At 41.5% G+C, this 25,718-nt stretch carries 20 protein-coding genes; 6 read left to right on the plus strand and 14 right to left on the minus strand.

What is annotated here, in order from left to right:
• Positions 1-99: 99 nt before the first annotated feature.
• Positions 100-480 carry an endonuclease domain-containing protein gene (locus tag KTO63_RS14705; protein ID WP_217792096.1) on the plus strand — a complete coding sequence of 127 codons (381 nt, stop codon included), beginning with the start codon at positions 100-102 and terminating at the stop codon, positions 478-480.
• A gap of 132 nt (positions 481-612) precedes the next feature.
• Here the strand turns inward: KTO63_RS14705 and KTO63_RS14710 are convergent, their stop codons facing one another.
• The 8 genes from KTO63_RS14710 to KTO63_RS14745 form a co-directional block, all read right to left on the minus strand.
• Positions 613-1,602 carry a pyruvate dehydrogenase complex E1 component subunit beta gene (locus tag KTO63_RS14710; RefSeq protein WP_217792097.1) on the minus strand — a complete coding sequence of 330 codons (990 nt, stop codon included), beginning with the start codon at positions 1,600-1,602 and terminating at the stop codon, positions 613-615.
• 289 nt (positions 1,603-1,891) lie between these two features.
• Positions 1,892-3,853 carry a sialate O-acetylesterase gene (locus KTO63_RS14715; RefSeq protein ID WP_217792098.1) on the minus strand — a complete coding sequence of 654 codons (1,962 nt, stop codon included), beginning with the start codon at positions 3,851-3,853 and terminating at the stop codon, positions 1,892-1,894.
• Between the two features lie 103 nt (positions 3,854-3,956).
• Positions 3,957-4,625, minus strand: a complete 669-nt coding sequence (locus KTO63_RS14720; protein WP_217792099.1) for an SGNH/GDSL hydrolase family protein — start codon at positions 4,623-4,625, stop codon at positions 3,957-3,959.
• Between the two features lie 429 nt (positions 4,626-5,054).
• Positions 5,055-6,230: an AGE family epimerase/isomerase gene (locus tag KTO63_RS14725; protein WP_217792100.1), complete on the minus strand. Its 1,176-nt coding sequence runs from the start codon at positions 6,228-6,230 to the stop codon at positions 5,055-5,057.
• A 3-nt stretch (positions 6,231-6,233) separates the two neighbouring features.
• Positions 6,234-7,421, minus strand: a complete 1,188-nt coding sequence (locus KTO63_RS14730; RefSeq protein ID WP_317195772.1) for a glycoside hydrolase family 130 protein — start codon at positions 7,419-7,421, stop codon at positions 6,234-6,236.
• A 152-nt stretch (positions 7,422-7,573) separates the two neighbouring features.
• Positions 7,574-9,406 (minus strand): sodium:solute symporter family protein, encoded by a 1,833-nt coding sequence (locus tag KTO63_RS14735; RefSeq protein ID WP_217792101.1) that lies wholly within the window; start codon positions 9,404-9,406, stop codon positions 7,574-7,576.
• 104 nt (positions 9,407-9,510) lie between these two features.
• Positions 9,511-10,641, minus strand: a complete 1,131-nt coding sequence (locus KTO63_RS14740; protein WP_232373192.1) for a glycoside hydrolase family 26 protein — start codon at positions 10,639-10,641, stop codon at positions 9,511-9,513.
• Positions 10,628-11,932 carry a glycoside hydrolase 5 family protein gene (locus KTO63_RS14745; protein WP_217792102.1) on the minus strand — a complete coding sequence of 435 codons (1,305 nt, stop codon included), beginning with the start codon at positions 11,930-11,932 and terminating at the stop codon, positions 10,628-10,630. Before KTO63_RS14745 ends, KTO63_RS14740 begins: the two co-directional genes overlap by 14 nt.
• Positions 11,933-12,261: 329 nt before the next feature.
• Between KTO63_RS14745 and KTO63_RS14750 the strand changes: the two genes are divergently transcribed.
• The 3 genes from KTO63_RS14750 (at position 12,262) to KTO63_RS14760 (ending at position 15,385) form a co-directional block, all read left to right on the plus strand.
• Positions 12,262-13,146 (plus strand): AraC family transcriptional regulator, encoded by an 885-nt coding sequence (locus KTO63_RS14750; protein ID WP_217792103.1) that lies wholly within the window; start codon positions 12,262-12,264, stop codon positions 13,144-13,146.
• 264 nt (positions 13,147-13,410) lie between these two features.
• Positions 13,411-14,472 carry an SGNH/GDSL hydrolase family protein gene (locus tag KTO63_RS14755; protein ID WP_217792104.1) on the plus strand — a complete coding sequence of 354 codons (1,062 nt, stop codon included), beginning with the start codon at positions 13,411-13,413 and terminating at the stop codon, positions 14,470-14,472.
• A gap of 196 nt (positions 14,473-14,668) precedes the next feature.
• On the plus strand, positions 14,669-15,385 hold the full coding sequence (locus tag KTO63_RS14760) for a pyridoxine 5'-phosphate synthase (RefSeq protein ID WP_217792105.1): 717 nt from the start codon (positions 14,669-14,671) through the stop codon (positions 15,383-15,385).
• A gap of 183 nt (positions 15,386-15,568) precedes the next feature.
• Here KTO63_RS14760 and KTO63_RS14765 read toward each other — a convergent pair whose 3' ends face one another.
• From KTO63_RS14765 to KTO63_RS14790, 6 genes are all read right to left on the minus strand, one after another.
• Positions 15,569-16,075 (minus strand): methylated-DNA--[protein]-cysteine S-methyltransferase, encoded by a 507-nt coding sequence (locus tag KTO63_RS14765; RefSeq protein ID WP_217792106.1) that lies wholly within the window; start codon positions 16,073-16,075, stop codon positions 15,569-15,571.
• Between the two features lie 178 nt (positions 16,076-16,253).
• A complete protein-coding gene (locus KTO63_RS14770) occupies positions 16,254-16,583 on the minus strand; it encodes a tRNA-binding protein (protein WP_217792107.1) in 330 nt (109 codons plus the stop codon).
• A gap of 20 nt (positions 16,584-16,603) precedes the next feature.
• Positions 16,604-17,506, minus strand: a complete 903-nt coding sequence (locus KTO63_RS14775; RefSeq protein WP_217792108.1) for a class I SAM-dependent methyltransferase — start codon at positions 17,504-17,506, stop codon at positions 16,604-16,606.
• Positions 17,507-17,653: 147 nt separating this feature from the next.
• The gene (locus tag KTO63_RS14780) at positions 17,654-19,555 is read right to left on the minus strand and encodes a DUF3857 domain-containing protein (RefSeq protein ID WP_217792109.1); all 1,902 of its coding nucleotides are present in this window, start codon (positions 19,553-19,555) and stop codon (positions 17,654-17,656) included.
• The gene (locus tag KTO63_RS14785) at positions 19,555-21,573 is read right to left on the minus strand and encodes a DUF3857 domain-containing protein (protein ID WP_217792110.1); all 2,019 of its coding nucleotides are present in this window, start codon (positions 21,571-21,573) and stop codon (positions 19,555-19,557) included. The genes KTO63_RS14780 and KTO63_RS14785 overlap by 1 nt, the downstream gene beginning before the upstream one ends.
• A gap of 134 nt (positions 21,574-21,707) precedes the next feature.
• Positions 21,708-23,729, minus strand: a complete 2,022-nt coding sequence (locus KTO63_RS14790) for a DUF3857 domain-containing protein (protein WP_217792111.1) — start codon at positions 23,727-23,729, stop codon at positions 21,708-21,710.
• Positions 23,730-23,863: 134 nt separating this feature from the next.
• On the opposite strand from KTO63_RS14790, the gene queG reads away from it, so the two are divergent.
• Positions 23,864-24,793 carry a tRNA epoxyqueuosine(34) reductase QueG gene (gene queG / locus KTO63_RS14795; protein ID WP_217792112.1) on the plus strand — a complete coding sequence of 310 codons (930 nt, stop codon included), beginning with the start codon at positions 23,864-23,866 and terminating at the stop codon, positions 24,791-24,793.
• A gap of 107 nt (positions 24,794-24,900) precedes the next feature.
• On the plus strand, positions 24,901-25,620 hold the full coding sequence (locus KTO63_RS14800; RefSeq protein ID WP_217792113.1) for a copper homeostasis protein CutC: 720 nt from the start codon (positions 24,901-24,903) through the stop codon (positions 25,618-25,620).
• Positions 25,621-25,718: the final 98 nt, after the last annotated feature.

Here is a 25,718-nt window from a genome sequence, read left to right on the forward strand (position 1 = left end):
CGGGTGTTTGTTAAACAAGAGAAGAAGAGTCTTGGATGGATTTTAGCGAGTGCAACCATTTCCTCCTGGTACTCGACTATACTCTTATACTTATGCACTATGTATCACATACCCTATAACATTGATTTGAAAGCATTTTCAAGAAAACTACGCAATCATTCTACAGTGGGTGAAATTCTTCTCTGGATGCAGCTGCGTGCAGGACAATTGAAAGGCTTTACATTCAACAGACAAAAATCTTTAGGCGAATATATCGTTGACTTTTACTGCAAGCCCTTAAAGTTGGTTATCGAAGTGGACGGTGGTTATCATATTACACCCGAGCAAAGAGTAAGGGACCAGCACAGGCAACAAATCTTAGAATCAATGGGCCTGCATTTCCTTCGCTTTCGTGACGAGGAAGTACGAAGTGATATAAACACTGTTATTGAGGCTATCGAACGCTACATTAAGACGTTTGAAGCAACAGAATACAATTAACAGCTCTCAACTATTCCCTATCAGGTCGGGGTAACCTGCGGGTGCAAGATCGGGCGAATGCGATTCGCCCCTACAAGCAACAAAGCCCTGGTGTTACCCAGAGCTTTTGCCTCTCTCATGTATAAAACAAACTTATTTTTTCATGTACATCACGTCTTTCACAAGCTGAATGGTACGTGGTACATTTGGTAATGCAAGGTCAATAAGGTTTGGCGCATAGTGCAAAGGAGCATCTGCGCAAGTAATACGGCGAACAGGTGCGTCCAGGTAATCAAACCCTTCTTTTTGTATGCGGTAAGCCAATTCAGAAGAAACACCGCACATTGGCCATTGCTCTTCTACAATTACAAGGCGGTTTGTTTTCTTAACGCTTTCCAGAACAGTCATCCAGTCAAGAGGACGGATGGTGCGCAAATCGATTACCTCTGCACTGATGCCTTCTTTTTCCAATTCAGCAGCAGCACCCATCGCAATTTTCATCATTTTGCTCCAGGAAACGATCGTTACATCGCGGCCTTGTTTTTTCACATCGGCTTTACCCAATGGGATGTAATATTCTTCTTCAGGAACTTCACTTTTATCGCCATACATTACTTCGGCTTCCATGAACATGATCGGATCTTCTTCGTAACGGATGGCTTGTTTCAACAAACCTTTGGCATCGTAGCCATTGCTTGGAGAAACCACTTTCAAACCAGGAATATTTGCGTAATAGCTTTCAAAAGCTGTAGAGTGTTGTGCGCCCAACTGACCGGCAGAGCCGTTTGGTCCGCGGAAAACGATTGGACAGGAGATTTGTCCACCACTCATCGCCAGCATTTTAGACGCTGTATTTAAAATCTGATCCAATGCAAGAACACCAAAGTTCCATGTCATGAACTCAACGATCGGACGCAAACCGTTCTGTGCAGAACCTACGCTGATCGCAGCAAAACCCAATTCCGAAATAGGTGTATCGATTACTCTTTTATCACCGAATTCAGCCAGCATACCCTGGCTCACTTTATATGCGCCATTGTATTCAGCTACTTCTTCTCCCATTAAATATACACGCTCATCTCTTCTCATCTCTTCACTCATTGCTTCCCTAAGGGCTTCACGATATGCAATTGTTCTTGCCATTGTTTATTGTATTTTAAAAAGACGGGCAAAAATATTGGAAGTGTGGCAGATTAACAAAAGGAATTAGGAATTAGGAGTTAGGAATTAGAGGGCCGAAGGATAAACATTTGATGTTATTTTATAATATATCATACAATTGAGAGCAATAGAAATCAAGTAATTACAGGTTTTCAGGTAAAAATCAACCCGGTTTACTTCACAATAAACCTTAACCCTATCCGAAAACAAAAAAGGGACGCCGTCTCGGCGTCCCTCTAATTCCTATTTTCTAATTCCTAATTCCTAATTCCTAATTAACCTTGTATTTCACTTCCGCCGTAACTGCTTTCCAGTCGTCTGTACGGAACGGTGCAGCCGGAAATCCTTCTTTATTGAAAAGATTTCCGTCGCTTGCGTCATCTGCCCAGTTGTAGCGAACGGCCACTGGATTGGCAAGACCATCCTGCCAAACAATTATTTTATCTCCCTTGATAATGGCTTGTGCGTAATGGAACTGCTGATCTGCACCTGCAATTTCAAAACCTTTTACATAGCCGTATTTATCTTTTACATAGAGACCACTTCCGGTATGAGTGTATGACACGACTGCTTTCCCATTCTCTACTTTAACGGATTGAAAAACGGGGCCTTCATATTCACCCTCAATATCGTAGGTATCATGCAAGGCAATTGCAGCAAGACGTTTACCAACATCCTGTTTATTTTTCGGGTGAATATCTCCGGGCTCGCCGATATCTGTTGTGATGGACATGCCGGTGTTAGGCAAAGCAAGCGTCATGGCTTGTGCTTCACGCAATTCTGCCCATGCGCTGCCGTTTTTGCTGGTGCCGTTGGCAGAATTGAAAGTTGCCAGTTGCACGAAATAGAAAGGGAAATTGCCTTCGTTCCATCGTTGTCTCCAGTCGCTGATCATTAAAGGAAACGCTTTCCTGTATTGGTATGCGCGACTTGCATTGCTTTCACCCTGGTACCAGATCGCTCCTTTAATGCCATACGGAATGATCGGATTGATCATTGCATTGAACAACAATGTAGGATAATCATTTGGGCCTGCTGTTGGGTTTCCGTTGATCAAGCCTTCGATCTGGAACTTCCATGAGCCGGCAAGGGAAAGCACTTTACTTCCAACTGTTAATTTTACAAACTCTGCATCACCGTAAATTCCACCACCACCGCCTGTGTCTTGAACCCTTACAGCGATCACATTTTTACCGGCTTTCAAAACACCTGCAGGAATATTGTACACTCGTTTTACGTTATAACCATTCAAGCCTCCTACTGCAGTGCCATTCACGTACGTTGCATCTGCGTCGTCAATCATGCCGAGTTCAATCTCTGCAGGTTTGCCTGCATCTTCGGCAGCAATGTCAATTGTTTTACGGAACCAAACGATACCGTCAAAGTCCGGCAATTGTTGCGTTTCCCAAAGCGCGGGAATTTTCATATCGGGCCATTTCGCATCGTTATAGTCTGCATTTTTCCACGTAGCAACAGTGTTTGCATCTGGTATGCTGCCTTGCAAAGCGGTTATTTTATTTTGCAATTCGGCTTTCTTAAGTTGACCAATCGAATCTGTATTGATGTGCGGATAAGCGCTGATCATATTTTTGAACTCATCGCTATTTTGAAAAGCTTCGCGACTTGTCCAGGTTTCAACTTCTGTTCCACCCCAGGAAGTGTGGATCAAACCAATTGGCACATGTAGTTTGTTGTAAAGATCTCTTGCAAAAAAATATCCCACCGCAGTGAAGTCTTTAACATTATCTGACGTTGCAGGCTTCCAGTCCGCCGTATGTTTAAGATCTTCCAAAGGCACACCAGACAAATCTTTCACTACTTCTATTTGCCGGATCTGTGGATAGTTTGCCGATGAAATTTCGTTTACTGCATTCTTAGTGCCGCTTACATGAAACTCCATGTTCGACTGACCTGAACAAACCCAAACCTCGCCAACAAGTACATCCGTAAAAGTCACGGTGTTCTTTCCTTTTACGACCAGCGTGTATGGCCCACCGGCAGCTTCAGCGTCCAATGCAATTTTCCATTTGCCGTCTTTACCGGCTTTAACAGTTTTAGTCTGTTTGTTGAACTGAATGGTGATCTTCTCATTCTTGTCTGCCCAACCCCAAACAGGAATCGCCTGATTGCGTTGCAGCACCATTTGATTGCCAAATACCTTCGGCAATGTTACATTTGAAAAGCCCGCCATTGCAGTGAACAGCGCCAGCGCGGAGAGTGATAGTTTCTTCATATAGTTGTTGTCAGTTGAAAATTGAAAATGGTAGGGGCGAATTGCATTCGCCCTGAATTTTAAAAATGAATTAAGAGTAATGTACCTAGAGACCAATCACTCATCACTTACTCAGTTCACCCCACATTTTGTCCGCCACTAATGCATTTCCTTTATCATTTAAATGCACACCATCTACTGTTAAAATGCCTTTGGAAGTGTCTTGTGGATTGTTGTCTTTATCGTATTGGGTAAATGCTTTGCGCAGGTCAATAACAGGCACTTTAAATTCGTTGGCAACTTTGCGAATGCTTGCGCTGTATTTGTCAAGATCGCTGTCCTGGTTGTTTTCTCCGTTTTTCTTTTCGCCTATTACTGCCGGGGTGCAAACGATTACCCGCGCACCTATGGCTTGAATTTTCCTGATGAGTGCCTGATAAAATTTTTCGAACTTGTCCTGGTCGGTGCCCGTGCCGTAGCTGGTTTTGTGCCAAACATCGTTTACACCAATGTAGATGAAAACAACATCTGGTTTTTTTGCCAGCACGTCATCATCCAGACGCAAATAAAGGTCATACACTTTATTGCCCCCAATGCCCGCTCCGATCAATTCATATTGATCCTGCAGATTACCCTGGTTGATGGTATTTTGAATGAGGTCGATATAACCGCCTTTATTGGCGCCCTGTTGAGTGATGGAATCTCCAAAGAAGATAACCTTCTTTTTCTTTTGAATTACGGACATAGATGCACAAAGAATGAACAATGCGGCAATCGCAAGTACTTTTTTCATACGTGTGTTTGTTGGCCAGTTAAGGATTTTTAAAATTAAGAGAAAGTGGGAAAAAAAGAAATTAATAATTAATAATGAACAATTAATAGGTAACATACTTGAAAAAAGCAATATACAGAGCTGTTCAAAAAATAGCAGGGCCACATCCAGTAAAGAATGTAGCCCTCTTAATTCTTAGTTCAATATCGTTAGTAAAGCAATAGCATTCCTATCAGATTAATGTCCTACGGACAAAGTAGTCTTACCTGTTACATTTTCTATTGATATCGGTGCCCTACGGGCAATGGAACTTTTCCCGTAGGGAAATAATATCAATAGAAATCAGCACAACCCTCCATTTTTTGCCCGTAGGGCATTAATATTCTGAGGGTTTTTCCTTAGGTAAACGATGTCGAATTTATTAATTATTAATTCTGCAAATCGTGATGGTTACAAACGCTTCAGCAGTTCCAAACACGCCCTACCATTATGATACGGACATTTCCACAAACCCGCTTTGTCTTCATTTGGCATTATGCTGTAATCTTCTTTCACGCCCCAGAACCACTCACCATTTTTTGCGTCCAAAATATATTGCTTTGTAAACTGCCAGCTATCCATTGAATACTGGATATATTTTTCATTGCCGCTTACTTGTGCCGCATTGAAAAATCCCACCATTGCCTCCGCCTGGGGCCACCAATGCTTTTCTTTTACCAGGTGATTGTTCTCTACCTCATACCACAAGCCTCCGTCTTTGTCCAAACCTTCGGCGGCAGCATCGGCCATTCTGTCAGCGTTTGTCTTCATTTTGCCGATCCACTCTTCATCATTAATCGCTTCGGCGGCCTCCAATAACAACCACGCAGCTTCTATGTCATGCCCGAATGAAACGATTTGTCCCTTTGTGTTCCAGTCTTCGTCAAAAAATAATTCGAGGTGATGTGTTTGTTGATTTATAATGTGTTTGTCAAAAACAGCTAACAGGTTTTGAATGCTTTGCTTTACAGCGGGGTTTTCCTCTATGTGGTAAAAATTTGTGTACGCTTCCAACACATGCAAATGCGTGTTCATCGTTTTCTTCTCATTTGCATCCTTCTCACTCAACCGCAGATCAGCTACGGGTTTCCAATCTTTTGTAAAGGCTTCAAAATAGCCTCCTCTCGCCCGGTCGAAGCTATACTTTTCTATAATATTGTAAAGACCAATCGCGACTTGTTTCGCCTCCGGCAAATGAGACGCACGATAGTATTCGCTTGCAGCATACAACGCAAATGACAACGCGTATATCTGCTTTTTTGTATCAAGCGGTCGCCCTGAATAATCTACCGTCCAGTACACGCCACCATTTTCCTCGTCAATAAAATGTTTTGAGATGTAGTCAAACGCCCTCGTTGCTACGTCGAAGTATTTTTTTTCCCTTGTAAAATTAAAGGCTGCAGCGAACGTCCAGAGAATGCGGGCGTTTAACACAGAGCCCTTCGGCGCTTTATTGTCAACGTTATTTTCATTATCGATCTTTCCATAAAAACCCCCGTATTCTTCATCTATCGTGTGGTCAATCCAGTATTGAAGAATGTTATCAAGTTCTTCGGTCAGTTCATTTTTGTATTGCGTAAGATTCATTGTTTACGTTGTGGCGAATCGTTTTACCAAAGCCTTGTTTTTTTCAATAATACCCATCAATGTATTCACGGAAGTTGCGGAACGCAAACCATCCGGTGCTGTGTTCATTACATAGTCGAGCAGTTGACCAAGCGATGACTCTGCCACATGCATGCGCGTATCAGAAGACGCATAGTAAATCAACACACGGCCATCCTCATCCAATATCCAACCGTTGCTAAACACAACATTCGACACATCTCCTACTCTTTCTTCGCCATCCGGTGCAATGAAATATCCAGCCGGTTTGTGAGTAACTTTTGTAATGTCGTTTAAATCTGTCATGAACACATACAGCACGTAACGCAGTCCTGCAGCGGTGTGGCGAACGCCGTGCGCCAGGTGCAACCAGCCATATTTTGTTTTGATCGGTGCTGGCCCCAGTCCATTTTTTGCTTCGTACACTGTATGATAAACCTTCTTGTCAATCACCATTTCTTCCTTCACCTCTGCATGTTCAATGCTATCGCTTAAACCAAAACCAATTCCTCCGCCATTACCGGCTTCTATGAAACTATCTTGCGGGCGAGTATAAAAAGCATATTTACCCTTCACAAATTCAGGATGCAGCACAACGTTTCGTTGTTGCGGAGACGGTGTTTTTAAATCAGCCAACCTTTCCCATTTCTTCAGATCCTTTGTGCGTACGATACCGCACTGTGCTATTGCGGCTGATTGATCGCCGGGCTTCGCAGCCGGGTCACGGCGCTCCGTACAGAACAAGCCATAGATCCACCCGTCTTCATGTTGAACTAGTCGAATATCATAAATATTGGTATCCGGATTTTCGGTTTCCGGTATCACTACCGGATAATCCCAAAACACAAAATTGTCAATACCATTCTCGCTTTCTGCCACGGCAAAAAATGATTTACGGTCCAGCCCTTCCACTCTTGCAACGATGTAATATTTGTCATCAAGTTTGATCGCTCCGGCATTCAAAACAGCATTAATACCAAAACGCTCCATCAGATAAGGATTGCTTTGCTCATTCAAATCATAGCGCCAGAATACAGGTGCATGCGCCGCCGTTAATATCGGATACCTGTAGCGATGATATACACCGTTGCTTTCTTCCACGATTTCATTACTTCTGTGAATCAATCTGTCGTATGCTGTTTGCAGCATGTCCAGCCTTTTTTCGAATTCCATATACTTCACTTTTGCTGTTTTGTTTTAGGTGGAAATGCGAGGGGAATTAATAATTAATAATTAACAATTAATAAGAGGTCATTCAATAATTCCATCAACCAACCCGCTAAGATTACGTCTCGCTCTCTCTATTAATTCTTAATTATTAATTATTAATTTTCCAGCTTATCCCACCATGTTCTTTTCAAAATCAATACTATAATTCCAAGCACCACCGCTGTTATAATCAATGGTAGCTTTAGCCATAACACAACGTACATTGGCAATATCGTTAAGCAACACTGGGCAATGATTCCCAACACAACATTGAACATGTCCAGCTTGAATCTTTTATTTGGTTCAAAGGTCGGATCCTCTGCTACAACCTTGTCGTGAATGGGTTTCCAGAATCCCCATGGTCTTACTGTTTTATAAAAACTTTTCAAAACTGCTTCATCTGTTGGTGGGGCTGCATATGTTCCTGCAATGCTTCCGATAATGGATATCAGGAACAACAACGGCCAGTAGTACAGCGGCAGCGTATCAGGAAACAACCGTGGAAATATCAATGCTGCTGCAATACCACTTATCATTCCCCAGAAGAAACCACTTGCATTGAAACGCCACCAGTACCATTTAAAAACGTTTGCAGCAATGTAGCCACCATACAGTGCGCCAACGATCCATTGCAATACGCTGTTTACATCTTTCGCAAAAAAACCAAGCACCACTCCAATTGCCACAACCACAATGCCTACGATATAGTTAACCGTTATGATCTTTTTTGTTTTCGCATCCGGATCGATGTATTTAATGTAAATGTCGTTTACGATGTAAGCCTGGGCCGCATTCAAAGTGCCTGAAAATGTTCCCATGAAAGCGCCGAGTAATCCTGTCAACACCAAACCCATTATACCCACCGGCAAAAATGCATTAATGGTCGCAGGCAAAATTCTTTCAAAGTCAGTCCCGTCAGTACCGGCAAGATCAAGCTGGTTGTAGTACAACAATGCCAGTACGGTTAAACCAATGATCATCGAGTACCTGATCGGTAATAAAATGATGGATACAAATCCTGTCATCTTACTGGCTTCTTTCGGTGATCGTGTTGACAACACTTTCTGCATATCATAGTTTGGCGCCGGACCTGCAAGGCTTGCAAACACTCCTTTGAACAACATCATCATAAAGAAAATTCCAAATAGGCCGAACTTGTCATCTGCAATTTTCTTACTTGCTGCAGGCACAATGTCATCCCACTTCAGATCGAGGTTCCAGCCAAAGAACGGGCTCGTCCATCCATGTGGAATGCTCATCTGCGTCCCATCTTTATGCAAATGGATCATTGCAATTACGCCGATGGATAAACAAGCGACAGTCATGATCGCATACTTGATCACATCTCCCAATACAATGCTGTGCATACCGCCCAGAATGGAGTAAAACATTGCAAAGAGCGTAAAAACAATTCCATAAAAATGCGGTACGTATTGCTGCGCTACATCAAACGGAACATATGCTTTCACATACTGCCAGGGAACAAATATTTCAATGAACTTTCCTAATCCTATAAAACCGTAAGCAAGGAAACCGAAGCAACTCAACAGCGCAAAGGCCACTACTACATTATGTGAACCACGAATGCCGCTGCCAACAGAACCGAAACGTGTTTTCAACCACGCTGCGCCTGTGTCTGCATTTGAACGTCGCAGCCACTTGCTTAAGAACATCATCATGAACACCTGATTGAAAACCGGCCACAGCCAGGGAATCCAGATGCTTTTCATGCCGTAGATAAAGCAAAGGGCAACCATCCACATGGTGCCGCTGATGTCGAACATATCGCTGGCGTCACTCAAACCCAACATATACCACGGAAGCGATTTTCCGCCAAGTAAATAGCTTTCTTTATTCTGTCTTGCTTTTTTTCGTAACACCCAACCTATAACTACCATCGTTATGAGGTACGCGATAACAATGGCAACGTCAATCGTTTGTAAATGCATCGTTGTAATTAATAATTAATAATGAATAATTAATAACCGTTTTGTGTATTAGAAATCATTCGCACTTTCGAAGTCCCTGCATATTAATTCTTAATTATTAATTATTAATTGTTGTACAGTTTTTCTTTTTTCGCATCTTTTTCAAACAACGTATTCTTCATCTTGTAAAAGTTCATGAAATCGTCTGCCGATACTTGCCCTTTGTACGGTGCGTAATAGTGCATGCGGCCGTTTTCCTTCATGAGGCCATGATTGCGCCATACAAGCACATACGCTATTTTATTGTCGCCGATTGCTTTTGTCAGTGTGTTTGTCCACCATTGAGCATAAGGCACGGCTTCATAACCGGTTTCTGCGAAGGCGGAAATTTTGTTCTTTTCCTTCGCGAGCGCTCCAATGATTTGCAGGTTGCTATTTGTATGTTTTACAAAACTGTCGTCCTTTGAAGGATCACCCGTTTGATACGCATCCATACTCAAAACATCTGCCACATCATCGCCCGGATATCTTTCGAGAAATTCGTTTGCTGTTGTAAAATCTCCGCTCGTATTATAAACATACAAAAGGTTGTGAACGCCTTTTTCTTTTTGCAGATAGTTGATGGTAAATCGCCAGAGTTGCTTGAATTCATCGGGAGTGCAGGCTGTTCTTCCCCACCAGAACCAATTGCCCGTTAGCTCATGAAAAGGACGGAACAATACGGGAACGGCTTCGCCATTCTTTCCTTTTAAACTAAGCAAAAATGCAGCCACTTTGTCGAGCCAGGTTTTGAATAAAGCATTTTTTTCGGCACCCGGCAATATCGATGCAACACTTCCCTGATCTGTGCTCCAGGCAGTTTTCCCGTTGAAAGGATTATGCAGATGCCAGCTTATGGTAATTATGCCACCACGGTTGTAAGCATCTTCAATGAAGCCTTTCATCTTGTCAAACGGCACACTGTCGAGGTCCACAGGTCTGTCATATTCAATACCGCCAATTTCCCAACCGTATATGCCCGGATAGTCATTGACTACATCTTTCACATCACTTCTGCCCTTTTCATATTTCCAGCCCACACCGTATGCAAGGTCATCCTGGTGACCGAACAGATATCCCTTCTGCGCAGATCTCTTCAGATTTTTATAAAGGTTCACCGTTTCTTTTGTAGCATTTTTATCGCAAGGCAAATCCTGCGCAAACATGCGACCCGCAAGGCTTAGCAGCAATAAAATGATAGCGTTAGTTTTTGGCATTCAGTCCATTGATTTTTTGCGTGAATGAATTGATCAGCTGCCATGTTGTGGCATCAGAATCGAACACCGAATTTAATCCTTGTTCTTCCATTGGCGGATCTCCCAACACATCATCTCCCTTCTGCCAGAAAATATCTTTCCCCGAAGGCCTGCCCGCACCACCAAATGCCCAAAAATTGCAACCGGCTATAATGCCATTATTTTGCTCACTATTCCACAATGCTTTTAGTACAACGTTGTAATATTGATCGCGCATGGTTGTTGATGCTGAAAGCGAGTATGAGTGATGATCACGCGGCAAGCCAAACTCTTCTATCACCAGCGCCTTATTTACATCTTTTGCTGCCTGGGCATGCACGTCAATGTATGTTTGTGTTTGCTTCACTACATTGTCTATAGACGCGGCAATGGACGTGTCTTTGAACCAACCCCAATTCTTTGGCCAAATGTGAAGGGTCGCGTAATCAATATTCTTATCGGAGTGGATGGCCTTGAACACATCCACATTCTCAGTGCCCATATAACCTTCGGCACCCGTGGTTACCAGATGATTTTTATCCAATGACTTAATATATGCTGCAGCATCGCTCACCCATTTCTCATAAGATGGGATTGCACTTTCACGCATGGGCCTCGGTTCGTTTGCCAGCTCCCAGGCCATGATGGCTGCGTCATCTTTATATTTTTTCTTTGTAACAGTATTGGTTCTGTTCACTACAAACTCTACTTGCTTTTTGTAAGCGCTCATACAAGCATTGCAGGTGTAAAATTTGCCGATGTTGTCACGAAGCTCGTCCCAGTTTAGTTTGCGGCGAAAAATACTGTCGGGAATTTGCCCGTTCCAGTTTAGATATTGAAGAAAACCGCCGCTCCATTCCCAGTTGTTGCTGAGAAAGATGACGGCTTTCATGTTTCGTTTTCCCATTTCGTTCAACAGGAAATCTAATCCTTTCAATATATCCTTATTAAAAACACCCTGTGGCTTCTGCAATGCCGGAGCTACGCGGTTTACACCATTTACAAATCCTTCCCCTTCCACACCTGCGAGCAACCGTAAGTTGGTAACACCATTTTTTACAAGGAAATCAAGTTCCCTGATCACTCTTTCTTTTCCTTTTTTGTCATTTGCCAACAAACTCCCATACCAGTAGTTGGTACCTACAAAATAATAGGGCTGATTATCTACGGAGAAACTCCCGTCTTTGGCTCTAACAAATGAGTGGGTTTGTGCAAAAACAAAATTGGCAGCCAGTAATAAAGCGGTTATTAAAAGGGCTAAGCGTTTATGCATGTCTGTGTTTTGGCGTTTTACGTACAATCGTTTTGGTTATAAGACAATACAAATCTATTCCGAATTACATTATCCTATACATACTTTTTTATCCAATAGAGATACTAATTTAAATTGGTTAAAGAAAAAAAACAGCACTTCGCACGAAAAACAGCTAAAAGACGGAGCATAGAAATCAACAGGAATCAATATAACAGGCTAATTCACGACCATTTATGTGACTAACCGAAAAGGATGCTCTCCGTTACCCGTTAGTTTAAAAAATATTTACAAACTGATACTTTATTAATCAATTATTGTACTTTCATGTTCTTTAAGAAACGATTGCCATGCAAACCAAGATACTTAGAGAGATCACACCTCTTACTCAAAGTGACTGCTTCACCATTTTTTCAAGGGTAAAATCAAAGTTTGATTTTCCACTTCACAACCACGAAGAATTTGAACTCAACTTCATTCAAAATGCGAAAGGAGCCAAAAGAGTTATTGGTGATCACATTGAGGAAATTGATGACCTGGAATTGGTACTTGTTGGCCCAAACCTTCAGCATGGCTGGTTTACACACAAATGCACACATCCGGAAATCAGAGAAGTCACCATTCAATTTCACCGTGACCTGTTTGATGAGAAGTTTTTACATCGCAACCAGATGGCTTTCATCCGCAACATGTTTGAGCGCTCACTTCGTGGCATTCAGTTTTCAAAGGAAACCATACAAGCAATTATGCCGCGCATTGTGGCGCTGCCGCAAAAACAAAGCTTTGATTCTGTGCTGGAACTCATGTCTATCCTGCACGACCTTTCTATTTCACGCAACATGCGTTTGCTTTCCGACGCATCTTTCAACACAACAGAAACACTCTCCTACAATAGCCGGCGCATCGAAAAAACAATGGCTTACCTGAATAAGAATTTTGATAAAAACATTTCCCTCGTAGAAGCGGCGAAGATGGCGGCCATGACAGAAGTTGCGTTCAGCCGTTTTTTCAAACTGCGTACGGGCAAAACGTTTATTGACACATTGAATGAAATAAGACTTGGTCATGCATCCCGCATGCTGATCGATACCACTCAAAGCATTACTGAAATCGCCTACAAATGCGGCTTTAACAACATGTCTAACTTTAACCGCATTTTTAAAAAGAAGAAAGACTGCACTCCGAAAGAGTTTAGAGACGCGTATACAAGTACGGGCGTGAGAACTTTTATTTAGTGGAGAGTTGAGAATGGAGAGTTGAGAGTTGTTGTCAGTAGTCGGAAGCCGGTATTTATGTTGCATTTTTTTCTTTAACCACTAAGACACTAAAGGCACTAAGCCCCACTAAGGGTTGTTTTAAAATTAGGCCATTCTTAGTGGAACTCAGTGTACTTAGTGCCTTAGTGGTAAATTGAAATCCCCACTTCCACTAACCAAAACAAAAAACTATTTTTATACATCCCGCACCCAAAATCATTGTCAACTTTCAATTTTCATTTAATGAAATACCTCCTTGCAATTCTGCTTACCCTGTCTCTCTCATACTCGCTTATGGCGCAAGAGAAACTGAATTATTTTCCTGCATTGGATAGCAACATTCAATATTTCGGAAGAACGGTTCTTTCGGAAACAAAAGATGTGCGATGCTGGGCGGCCGGCGTTTATATGCAGGCTCGCTTTACAGGCAATACAATCAAATTGCTGATCTCCGACCAGGTGCAATATGGACAGAACCACAATTTTGTGGAAGTGGTGTTGGATAACCAGCCTGCAAAAAGAATAAGATTAAAGACTGAAATCGATACGCTCTCATTTACATTGCCCAAGGCAAAAGAACATTCTGTAACTGTCTATAAAGACACTGAAGCGGGCATTGGATATTTGGATTTTTGTGGCGTGCAATGCTCTTCTCTTTTACCACTCAACAAAGTGCCTGCACGCAAGATGGAATTTATCGGCAATTCTATTACATGTGGTGCCGGTAGTGATTTATCGACAGCGCCTTGCGGTCAGGGTGCATGGTACGATCAAAATAATGCGTACTTAAGTTATGGTTCTCTTACTGCGCGAAAGTTGAATGCGCAATTTCAATTGAGTTCTGTTTCAGGCATCGGACTCCTGCATAGTTGCTGCAACATGAGCATAACAATGCCACAGGTTTACAACAAGGTGAATATGCGCGATGATTCATTGGCGTGGAACTTCCAAAACTACCAACCAGATGTAGTAACCGTGTCGCTTGGACAAAACGATGGCATCCAGGATTCACTTACATTCTGCACTGCGTACATTATTTTCCTTGGTCAGTTGAGGAACTATTATCCCAATGCTGAATTTGTTTGTCTCAACAGTCCTATGGCAGACGCTGACCTCGATAGAGTATTAAAAAGCTACGTCAATTTTATAGTCAACTTTATGCACAAACGTGGCGACGCCAAAGTGCATTCCTTCTTTTTCTCCAAACAATTCCACAACGGTTGCGGCGGACATCCAGATTTAAAAGAACATGAACAGATGGCTGCAGAGCTGACGGGGTTTGTGAAGGGCGTGATGCACTGGTAGCGCATCAATTTGAAAATTTGAAGATTTGAAAATTTGAAAATGCTTTAAGTGTAACATTCACGGCGTATTACTAGCTCGCAATAGTTCAACGGGGTAATAAAAAAGGTAAGCTTCACAGAAAGAATTTTCAAATTTTCAGATCTTCAAATTTTCAAATTGCGACATGATTTTCAAATCATGTCGTTACCTTCGCACCATGACTAAGCTTTCAGTAAACATCAACAAATTTGCGACGCTACGTAATAGTCGTGGCGGTAATAATCCAGACGTTCTTAAAGCGGCTATAGATGCCCAGTTATTTGGCGCTGATGGTGTAACGGTGCATCCCCGACCAGACGAGCGCCACATTCGTTACAGCGATGTGCGGGAGATTAAAAAGATCATTACTACAGAATTCAATATTGAAGGCAACTCACAGGAACAAAAATTTGTGGACCTTGTGCTAGAGGTAAAACCAGACCAGGTAACACTTGTGCCGGATGCATTGGGGCAAATTACTTCCAATCATGGTTGGGATACAATTGCTCACAGAGAGTACCTGGTGGAGATTATCGGTGTATTTAAAAAAGCGGGTATACGCACTTCCATATTCGTTGATCCGATCATTGAAATGGTAGAGGGCGCTGCAGAGACAGGAACAGATAGAATTGAACTATACACTGAAGGCTACGCAACTGCATTTCTTTCAAATAAGGAAGCGGCCATTGCTCCATACGCTGCTGCTGCAAAAAGAGCCAACGACCTTGGCCTTGGTATCAATGCAGGCCACGATCTTGATCTCCACAATCTAAAATATTTCGCGCAACACACTCCCGGTCTTTTGGAAGTATCCATTGGCCACGCACTTGTTTGCGATGCAATTTATCTTGGGTATGAGAATACGGTGCAGATGTATAAACGTCAACTGGGTTGACGTTTAATTTGAAAATTTGAAAATATGGGAATTTGAAAATGCTTTAGGTGCGACTTTCTGAATGAACTATTTACTCGCGGATGTTTCGAGAGTAATTTGGAAAATGGAAAATCGCACAGGACGAATTTTCAAATTCCCATATTTTCAAATTTTCAAATAAAGCACACTCTTGAAGACACCATATTAAAACAAAGTCAACACCCCGTGTGCCACCTTATTCTCATGCGCAAGCAGCCACTTTTTCCTCCACAGGCCGCCGGCGTAGCCAACGAGGTCGCTGTTGGTGCCTATTACACGGTGACAGGGGACAATGATGGCGATTTTGTTTTTGCCGTTTGTTGAAGCAGCAGCGCGGATTACTTTGGGGTCGCCAAGACGTTTTGAGAGATCTTTATAGCTGATGGTTTTACCGAAGGGAATGCCTATTAATTCGCTCCACACACGTTGCTGAAATTCTGTGCCACTTTGGGCAACAGGTATTTCAAACTGTCTGCGAAAGCCCTGGAAATATTCAATAAACTGTTCCACACATTGCTGCAGCACATTGTTCAGCATTTCCTTACTATCTCCCATTTCAGGATACGGCTCCCCTTCTTCCAAAAATGTCACCTCCGATATATAAGTATCAGTGGCGCAAATTTTCAATATACCCAGAGGCGATGAGTAGAAGGTGTGGTAGTGCTGTTGCATACTTCAATTTAGCACTAATTAATTGAAAATTGAAAGTTGAAAATTGGTTGAGAGTGGAGAGTGGAGAATTGAGAGTTGAGAGTGAATGGTTTCAAATAAGATTTTCTTCCAACTCCTTTCAAAACCGCCCATTTTCATTTTTTCAATTAACTCTCCATTCTCCACTCTCAACTCTCAACTAACCGACCTTACAGCCATTCGGCACAGTCTTCCCGGGGTGCAACAAAACAACGTCCCCGCTGCTGTCATACACGCCCATTACGAGGCATTCGCTGATGAAGTTGGCTATTTGCTTGGGAGGGAAATTAACGACCGCCATTACCTGTTTCCCGATCAATTCTTCAGGTTGGTAATGCGCTGTTATCTGGGCAGAGGATTGCTTGATGCCCAATTCTCCGAAATCTACTTTCAGTTTATATGCAGGACGCTTGGCTTTGGGAAAAACTTCCGCTTCTATGATCGTGCCAATGCGCATGTCAACTTTTTCAAAATCTTCCCAGGTGATCATACATTTTCAATTTTCAACTTTCAATTTTCAATTCCAGAAATCACATACACCAAGGAACTGCACTTCTCTTTATTCATTGATGTTTTAGTGTTTGACAACAAGCCGTTGATGAAAGCTTTTGGCAGATTGCCTTTGCCATTTTTATATTGTTCGCTCAGCATGCTGATATAGAAACTATCGAACCACATGGCGTGCTCGCTTTCTACTTTCATGCCGTGCAGGGAAACAAGCTTTTTAATGGATGCCGGTGAGAAGTGGTACAAATGTCTTGGCACATCGTATGCTGCCCAAAATTCTTTGTACGCAGACGCATCGTAAGAAGTATAATTAGGTACTGCAATGATGAGCTTACCATTCTTTTTTAAAAGTTTGTGCAATTGTTCAATGTATGGATGCAATTCATGCACATGCTCAAGTACGTGCCACATGGTGATGGCGTGAAAACTACCTGGTGGTAATTTAAACAACTGGTCGGCGCTTCTAAGGTCCAGGTTGTATAATTCTTTGGCTTTCCCCCTGGCAACATCATCCGGCTCAAGGCCCATAACATCCCATTGATTGGTGTGCATGAAATTCAAAAAAGCTCCTGTTCCTGCGCCCAGGTCAAGCAACTTTCCTGTTTTCAGGCCGGTAACCTTTTGCACCAAAGTATGCTTGCCTTTCAAAGTACGCTGGCGCACTTTGTGGTAAAGGCCGTTCACCAGTCCTTCTTTTGTATCTGAATGTGAAATGTAATTTTCCGATTTGTAGTAAGCTCCTACCGACGCAGCGTCCGGAATATCCTGCGTGAATCGCAGCGTGCAGTCAGCACATTCCCAAATAGCAAATTTTTCGTGTGAAACCGTAAAATCTTCTGCCTTTAAAACTTCTTTTATTTTCGACGAACCGCAGCAAGGGCAGGCGGTGTAAGTGATCAATGCCATGGTGCAAATTAATAATTAATAATTAATAATTAACAAGGCGGTCACCACAACTCATGGCACAGCCAAAATATTGGTCATACATCTTAAAAATTAATAGGGTAACTATTCACAAAGAATGTTACCCTATTAATTTTTAATTATTAATTATTAATTGGCTTTCACCATCACCACCTTACTCCTATCCGCCTTATAAATCTGCTCATAGAATTGAACGAATTCGTTGTATGCTGCAGCTGTAAAGCGACCGCTAATGCGTTCCATGGAGCGGTAATAATAGATTTTGTTGCCTTCTATTTTTACAGAGCTGGTATATTTTCCGAATTTGGTAGCGATTTGTTGGGGCTGCGGAACAGACTCCGGTATATATCCATCCGGAATTTTAATTTCAACAGTATCTACATCTTTATATTCCAGGTCCAAAACGAGATCATACTTTCTTGCGTCCGCCGCGGTAGGTTTGCTCGACGATTTAGACAAAATGTTTGGCATTATAAACAAACGCTTACCTGTTACAGAAGCATAGCCAATGGCGTTCAACTGCACATCCTCATTAATCACGGGAATACGACTTTTTTCTTCCTTATAACTGAAAGAAACAACATCATATTGAGGTAAATCAAATTGACTTTTCAATCTCTCCAGCTGTTTGTCTTTTGCGTTATAGTTGATCAGGTTATGAAGATCTTCCTGTTGTATTGCTTTATACTGACCGTTCTCGTGAACTTCTGTATTACCTGTCGCATCTACTGTAGCAAAGGTTTTTCTTACCTGTAAGTTGTCGTTCATTTTGTAACCTGGCACTTTTACAAGCGTTCCACCTGCTTCGTTAATCAATAAAGAGTAATGTCCACCGGTAAAATCGCCCATGTAGCCCGGTGCCTCTGTCTGGCTCGTGCACTCAAGCCACATGGTGTCTTTTGCAAGAGGTACACAAAGAATGGCGTGATTGAATTGCGATGAAGGAAAATCGGCCACGAATGAGTTGTTTTTTGCTTTTACCAGCGCATAGCACGAAGGAATGCCAGCCTCTTTCAACAAAGAAAACATGTAGTTACTCAAAGCCTTGCAATCGCCATAGCGTTTGGTTGCAACATATGTTGCATCAAATGGCTGCCAGCCTCCGATACCTAATTGCACACTTATATAGCGTGTATTTTTTTGCATAAAGTCGTACAGTAGTGCTACTTTCTTATGCGTATCGGCGATGTTGTCTGTTAGTTCATGCACTTTTGCTTTCACCTCTGCAGGTAATGCGTCGCGATCCTTTTTTAAAGCATACACAAATTTGCCGAAATCCTGCCAGCTATTCATATTTCCCTGGTAACCTTGTATGGCAAACTCAGACGGCGCCATATAAACGCAAGGGACCAATTCCAGCCAGTAAGGTGCATAGGGCTCTCTTTTAATTGCGTTGAAATCCTGCAATTTCCATGTAAAAACCTGCTTGTTATCGACAGTGGTTTTTACAGGTTCTCCCGCACCATTGGATGCTTTGTAGCGGAAATGCAGATCGGCAGGAAGTATCACAGAAAAACTGCTGTATTGCACAGACATCATTTCTTTTTCCACCGGAATCCATCCTGGGAAAAACATGGTGTAATACTGATCCTGCTCTACTTCGTACTCAACTGTGTAAGGATAATTTTTACAATAGAAATTAAACGCCTTCAAACGATTGTCGTCTATAAGATTATTATCGTCTGTTGCGCTCATATCCTTAATGTCGGATCTTTTGAGACTCTTAACCTTAACGCCCATCGCATCGTACAATGTAGCTTCAATAGATGGCTGGTTGCTTAGCTTGTCATACATCTCCACTATTTCTGCACTCTCATCGCCCTTCTCATTCAATATCGTGTATGCTACTTTCTTATATGTGCGTGCCTTGTTTACGTTGAGTACTTCGAATTTAATCTCTTCGTAACGCTTGATCACGTTGGCCTCCTTCATCAAAGCAGGTGTAATTTTGGCAATAGAATAATCGCCGTTTCCTGCCTTACAAATAGCGCTAACACAAAGGCACAACAACAGCTGAAATGTTCTTTTCATTATAAAGATTTTTTCTTTTTCAATACGATTTGTTCAGACTCTTTTTTTACTACGTGAGAAAAAAAATCGCGCAGAGACTGATATTCTTCAGGCTGAAAGTTTGTTCTCTTGAAATAAACTCTGGCTTTCATTTGAATCAGATTATCGTCCTGGGTAATTTGATATTCAAAACCACCCTGTCCCCCATTAAACGTAACTTTTACTGACCCCGGAAGTTCATTTATTTCGTAAGTCCTCGGAACTTCCATATTGAAAACATGAAGTTCGTCAAATGCATATGGCATTTCCACCGGATAGTATCTTTCCGTAGAAATAAACGGATTATTTTTAAGTCCACCGGTTAGCAGTGGATTTATATAAACGATATCGGCGGAATTGTTTAAAGCCAATTCATAATGCAAATCAAGAGGTGCTTCTAATGAATCCAATAAATCAATGCCAATTGAATCAATGTGCCAGTCCGAATCGTAGTTAGATCTTATTCTTTTTTCAAACTCCTCTTTGCCTTTCTTTTTTACAACACCGCGAAGCGTCATTGATTCGTAGTAACCGGGAGTGAAATTAACATGTCCATTTAATGTACCTGTTTCATCCATTTCAATAAATACCGTCGTAAATTTCTCTTCCCGTACAGAATCGGACTCAAAATAAATGGGCAAGAGATTTTTCCTGACTAACATGCGGGCATGACCATTGTAACACTCTTCATCTAATTTTCCAAATCCCAGCAACGGATTAGAGGCATCCAAAAACCATTGATCACTTGACGTTTTTACACAGGTTACAACATAGTTAAATTTGTCCATAACAGGATATATCTTGTTTGTGTAACCATGAGACCTTGTGCTCAATAATACCGGATAAGCATTAAACCCTTCATATGAAAGCATTGCAGTTAAGAGTAGATTAAGATCGGCAACATTTCCACTCCTATTTTTGAAAACGGTTCTGAGTGAATTTGTGGTAAGATAACTTCCGGAATGAAAAGTACAAGTAAAATTATCTCGTACAAAAGCGTAAATACGTTTCATCCTTTCCAGCGAATTTTTCGATCCTGCAACTATAGTTTTCATTTCGTCACCAAGCCAGGTGTTGTTTATGTGTAGTTGCGCCCCAAAGTATTCACTATTCCTTAACTCCTCTCCAACGTTGTTCCAAGTAGACATTACAGACTTCGGCATTGAATTGGGATAACTAATCTCCGATAACTGGAATTCAAGTTTGGATACATGATTATCAAGCGTTGTTGTAAATGCCTCTTTTTTCAAGGCAGGCACATTTTTCATTACCCATCGAGTTCTGTTAACCGTACCTGTAACACTTTGACGATCATAACCGCCTATAACATCCTGCCACATAATATTGAAGGATCCCAGTTGCCTGGATTCTTCTTTAATATGGTATGGAGTGTAGCCCTGAGCAAGTGTTATGTATGTAAAATATTCCGGAATATTTACTTCATATTCACTCCACAATTTTGGGTATTTCCCCTGAAATTCCCATGAATGCAAATTGAAAAGAAAATCTGAGTAAACAGTATAAACGATATCTATAATAGAGCCTTCCTTGACAGCGGGCATAGCAATTTTTTTTACAACCCAGTTTTTTGAACGCTTTTCCTCAAACACCTGACTATTTTCCAGTTTTGTTTCTATCACACTACCGTTTTCAAGATTATAGGTAGATGCCTTAAAATTACCTAGCTCCTCTTGCTTATTACCTTCGCTTTGATAAAGAGGAATCTCGAAAGAAGCTGCATCCAGACCATTTTTGTTCTGTATTTTAATGCGAAGCTGTCTTTTAAAAATTATGGAAAAAGCGCCTTTTAGGTTTCCGTCAAAAGACGACCTGCCAATATCGGCAATGACAACCGCGTTAGCAGCCGTATCCACTTTTTCCTTGGACAGATCAAAGTCTTTTGGGTACACTTTTCCAAAGTCTACAACGCATTTCTCTTGTGCCGAAACTATCAAGCCAAAACATAATTGCAAAACAATAAATAAGAATGAGCGTTTCATTTTAGATTTAATTAGATATTACAAACAGTAAGTGTGTTTTGGCTATAGGTTACTATCTAATCTAGTCTACTGGAATGCAAACTTGGTCTAATAAAACATTATTGTTCACAATAGCTGAAATGTTCTCTTCACTATTAAGATTTTTTCTTTTTCAATACGATTTGTTCAGACTCTTTCTTTACTACGTAAGAAAAGAATTCACGTAAAGATTGGTATTCTTCCGGCTGATAATTTGTTTTGGTGAAGTAGATCCTTGATCTCATCTGAACAAGATTTTCAGATTGGGAAACGAGGTATTCAAAATATCCGTCACCATCATTAAATGCGATCTTGGTTGATTTTGGCATCTCATCTATCACATAGTTTTTCGGCACTTCAATATTGAACACATAAGTTTCGTCAAATGAATAAGGCATTTCTACCGGATAATTTCTTTCTGCAGCGGTGAACGGATTTTCTTTGTACGCCTCATTCAACATCGGATTGATGTACATGATATCTTCCTGGCTGTCCATTGAAATTTCGTAGTGAACAACAACAGGCTCATCTAATACCTTCAATGAGTCCAAACCAACAGAATCAATTTTCCAATCAGATCCATAAGCTGTTTTCACTTTCTTGGTAAATTCCTCCTTTCCTTTTTCTTTAATGCGTTCACGTACACCAAGTGATTCGAAATATCCAAGCTGGCTGGTAAAGCTTCCCTGTATCTGACCTTTATCTGTGGATGTAAGGAACACTGTTGTCAGCTTTCTTTCTTTAACTGAATCCGGTTCAAAATAAATTGCTTCAGGAATGTCTGCAAGCAAACGGGCGTGCCCGTTGTAGCATTCTTCGTTAAGTCTGCCAAACCCCAATAAAGGATCAGTCGCATCAAGAAATATTCTTTCTTGTCCGTTCAATGCGCAGGCAATCACATAATTGAAACGATCAAGCAATGGATACAGTTCATGCGTATATCCGTTTGATCTTGTACTTAACAAAACCGGGTAAGCTTGTATGCCTTCATGGCTAAGCATTGCAATCAGCAACAAATTCAAGTCAGCAACGTTGCCGCTTTTGGTTTTCATTACTGTTTTCAGAGAAGCATTTGTAAGGTATTTACCGCTGTGGCGAGTGCACGTAAAATTGTCTTTCACATATGCATATATCTTGTGCATTTTCTCCAAAGTATCCTTTGAATTTCCAACAATGGTTTTCATATCATCGTCCAGCCAGTTGTTGTTTTTGTATAACTGGAATCCAAAGTCTTCATCTTTCATCAAGTCCTCACGCACCTTTGGCCAGCTTGCCATAATTGGCTTTGTTGGCTGATTGGGAAACCTGTATTCACTCAACTGAAACTCCAATTTCTGAACATGATTGTCGAGCGTAGAAGTAAACGGTTCTTTCTTTAACGCCGGTACATTCTTCATAACCCATCGTGTAGAATAAACCTGCCCCGTCAAAGATGCTCTGTCGCTCGCGGCTGCGCCATTCTGGAAAGTAATATTGAAGGTGCTTTGGCTTTGATCGTTCTTCTTTATGTCGTAGTTTCTATACCCTTGGCCAAGCACAACGTAGTTAAAATACTCGGGGATATTTGTTTGATACTCACTCCAAAGAACAGGGTATTTGCCCTGAAACTCCCATGGCTGCAGGTTAAAAAGAAAATCTGAATAAACCGTATAGCTTATTTCAATGATCGACCCCTCTTTAACGGCAGGCATCGTAAATTTTTTAACGACAACTGTTTTTGTAAGCTTGTCTTTAAAAACCTGGCTGCTTTCCAATTTGGTTTCTACTACTTTTCCACCTTCGAGGTTGTAGGTATAAGCTTTTAAGTTTTCAAGCTTTTCTTCACCTTCGCTGGTGTTTACGCTTGAATACAGTGGTATCTGGAAATTAGCGGCATCCATTCCGTTTTTGCTAAGAATTTTGATGCGCATTTGCCTTTTGAATACAATGGAGAAAAAGCCCTTTGTATTTCCATCAAATGACGAACTACCAACGTCTGCAATCACTACTGCATTTGCGCCGGTGTCAATTTTTTGTTGTGATAGATCAAAGTCCTGGGGATTTACTCTGCCGAATTTAATATTGAGTTTTTCTTGTGCAATTGAGCACATAGTAATACAGGTCATTAAGCCCGTAATGATAAGGGTAACAGCTTTCATGTATAGCTTTTTGGGGGGTTAAACGCGGTGAAATTAGTACTTTTTACCTGTCTGACAACTAAGTGGTTCTATTTACCCTGTTTAGGGTATTGCCCGGGCTTTTACGATTTCTACAATTACCTTTGCATCGGCAAATGAACAAAGAAACCACCACGCAGTTTATTAAATCCGAAGCGAAGAGGCTGGGCTTCGACTATTGCGGTATTGCAATGGCAAAACCGCTGGATGAGGATGCCAGAAGACTGGAGCGCTGGCTGCAAAAGGGCTTTCATGGCTCAATGCAGTATATGGAGAATTATTTCGACATGCGCGTTGACCCGACGAAGCTAGTGCCGGGAGCCAGATCAGTTATTACATTATTGAAAAACTATTACCCGTCTGTTGAGCAATCAAACGACACACCCAAAATTGCTAAATATGCATATGGCAATGATTATCACGAGGTGATACGCGAACAACTGAGATTTTTTTTACAGCATATCCGGGAAAATGTTGGTGAAATCCAGGGTCGTGGATTTGTCGATTCAGCGCCTGTTCTGGAGCGGGCCTGGGCGCAAAAGAGTGGTTTAGGTTGGATTGGGAAAAATGGCAATCTGATCAATAAGGGCAGCGGTTCTTTTTACTTCATCGCCACGTTGATCACCGATCTTGATTTGGAATATGACGATCCGATTGCGAAAGATTTTTGCGGCAGTTGCACAAAATGCATCGACTCCTGCCCCACTGAAGCAATCTTGCCGGACAAAGTAATAGACGGCAGTAAATGCATTTCCTATTTTACCATTGAATTGAAGGACCTTTTAATTCCGCATGAAATGAAAGGAAAATTCGACGATTGGATGTTTGGCTGTGACACCTGCCAGGATGTTTGTCCGTGGAACCGTTTTTCAAAACCCAATACAGAAGCCGCGTTCACACCTATTCCTGAGATACTGAATCTTTCTACGCAGGATTGGGAGCATATGACAGAAGAAGGCTTTAAAAAAATATTTAAACATTCACCGCTTAAACGAACAAAGTTCAAAGGCATTCAACGAAACCTTCATTTTATTAAGGATAGTTGATCGTTATTAGTTGTTGGTTGTTAGTAGAGAATGTAACACAGATAGCCTAACAACTAACAACTGTCAACTAACAACTCATAACTAATGACTAACAACAAACAACTAACATGAAACCCATTCTTGAAATAGCTGTCTTTAATATACAATCAGCCATCGCTGCTGCTAATGCGGGCGCAGACAGGCTGGAACTTTGCGAAAATCCTTTTGATGGAGGCACTACGCCTTCATTTGGTTTTTTGAAAAAAGTAAGAGAGAAAGTAAACATTCCGGTGTTTCCCATCATACGGCCACATGGCGGCGATTTCCTGTACACTTTAGATGAATTTGAAGTTATGATTGAAGAAATATTGCTGTGCAAGTCGCTGGGTTTTGAAGGTGTTGTTATCGGTCTTTTGAACAGTAACGGAACTATAGATGAAAAGCGTACAGCGGCATTGGTGGCACTTGCCTATCCAATGCAGGTTACGTTTCACCGCGCATTTGACAGATGCAAAGATCCGCTTGATGCAATGGAAACGATCATTGAATGTGGTTGTCATCGCATACTTACCAGTGGTCAATATCCGAACGTGATGGATGGGAAAGAGTTGGTTCGCGAACTCGTTATAAAAGCAGATAACAGAATAATTATTTTACCGGGCAGCGGCGTGAGAAGCAATAACGTTAAAGAATTGCTTGAGTTTACGGGCGCAGTGGAAGCTCATTCTTCTGCGAGAAAAGTTTTTCCGTCAACCATGGCACATGTAAATGCTTCTATGCAGGAAACGCTTACTAACACTGGCGTAGATGTGGAAGAAATTGCGAAGATGAAGAAGTTGCTGGGTTAAGATTTACCACTAAGGCACTAAGAGCACTAAGGCTCACTAAGGGTAGTTTAAAATTCGGATTCTCTTAGTGAAACTCAGTGTCCTCAGTGCCTTAGTGG

Source organism: Pinibacter aurantiacus (assembly GCF_019130065.1).
Lineage (GTDB): Bacteria > Bacteroidota > Bacteroidia > Chitinophagales > Chitinophagaceae > Pinibacter > Pinibacter aurantiacus.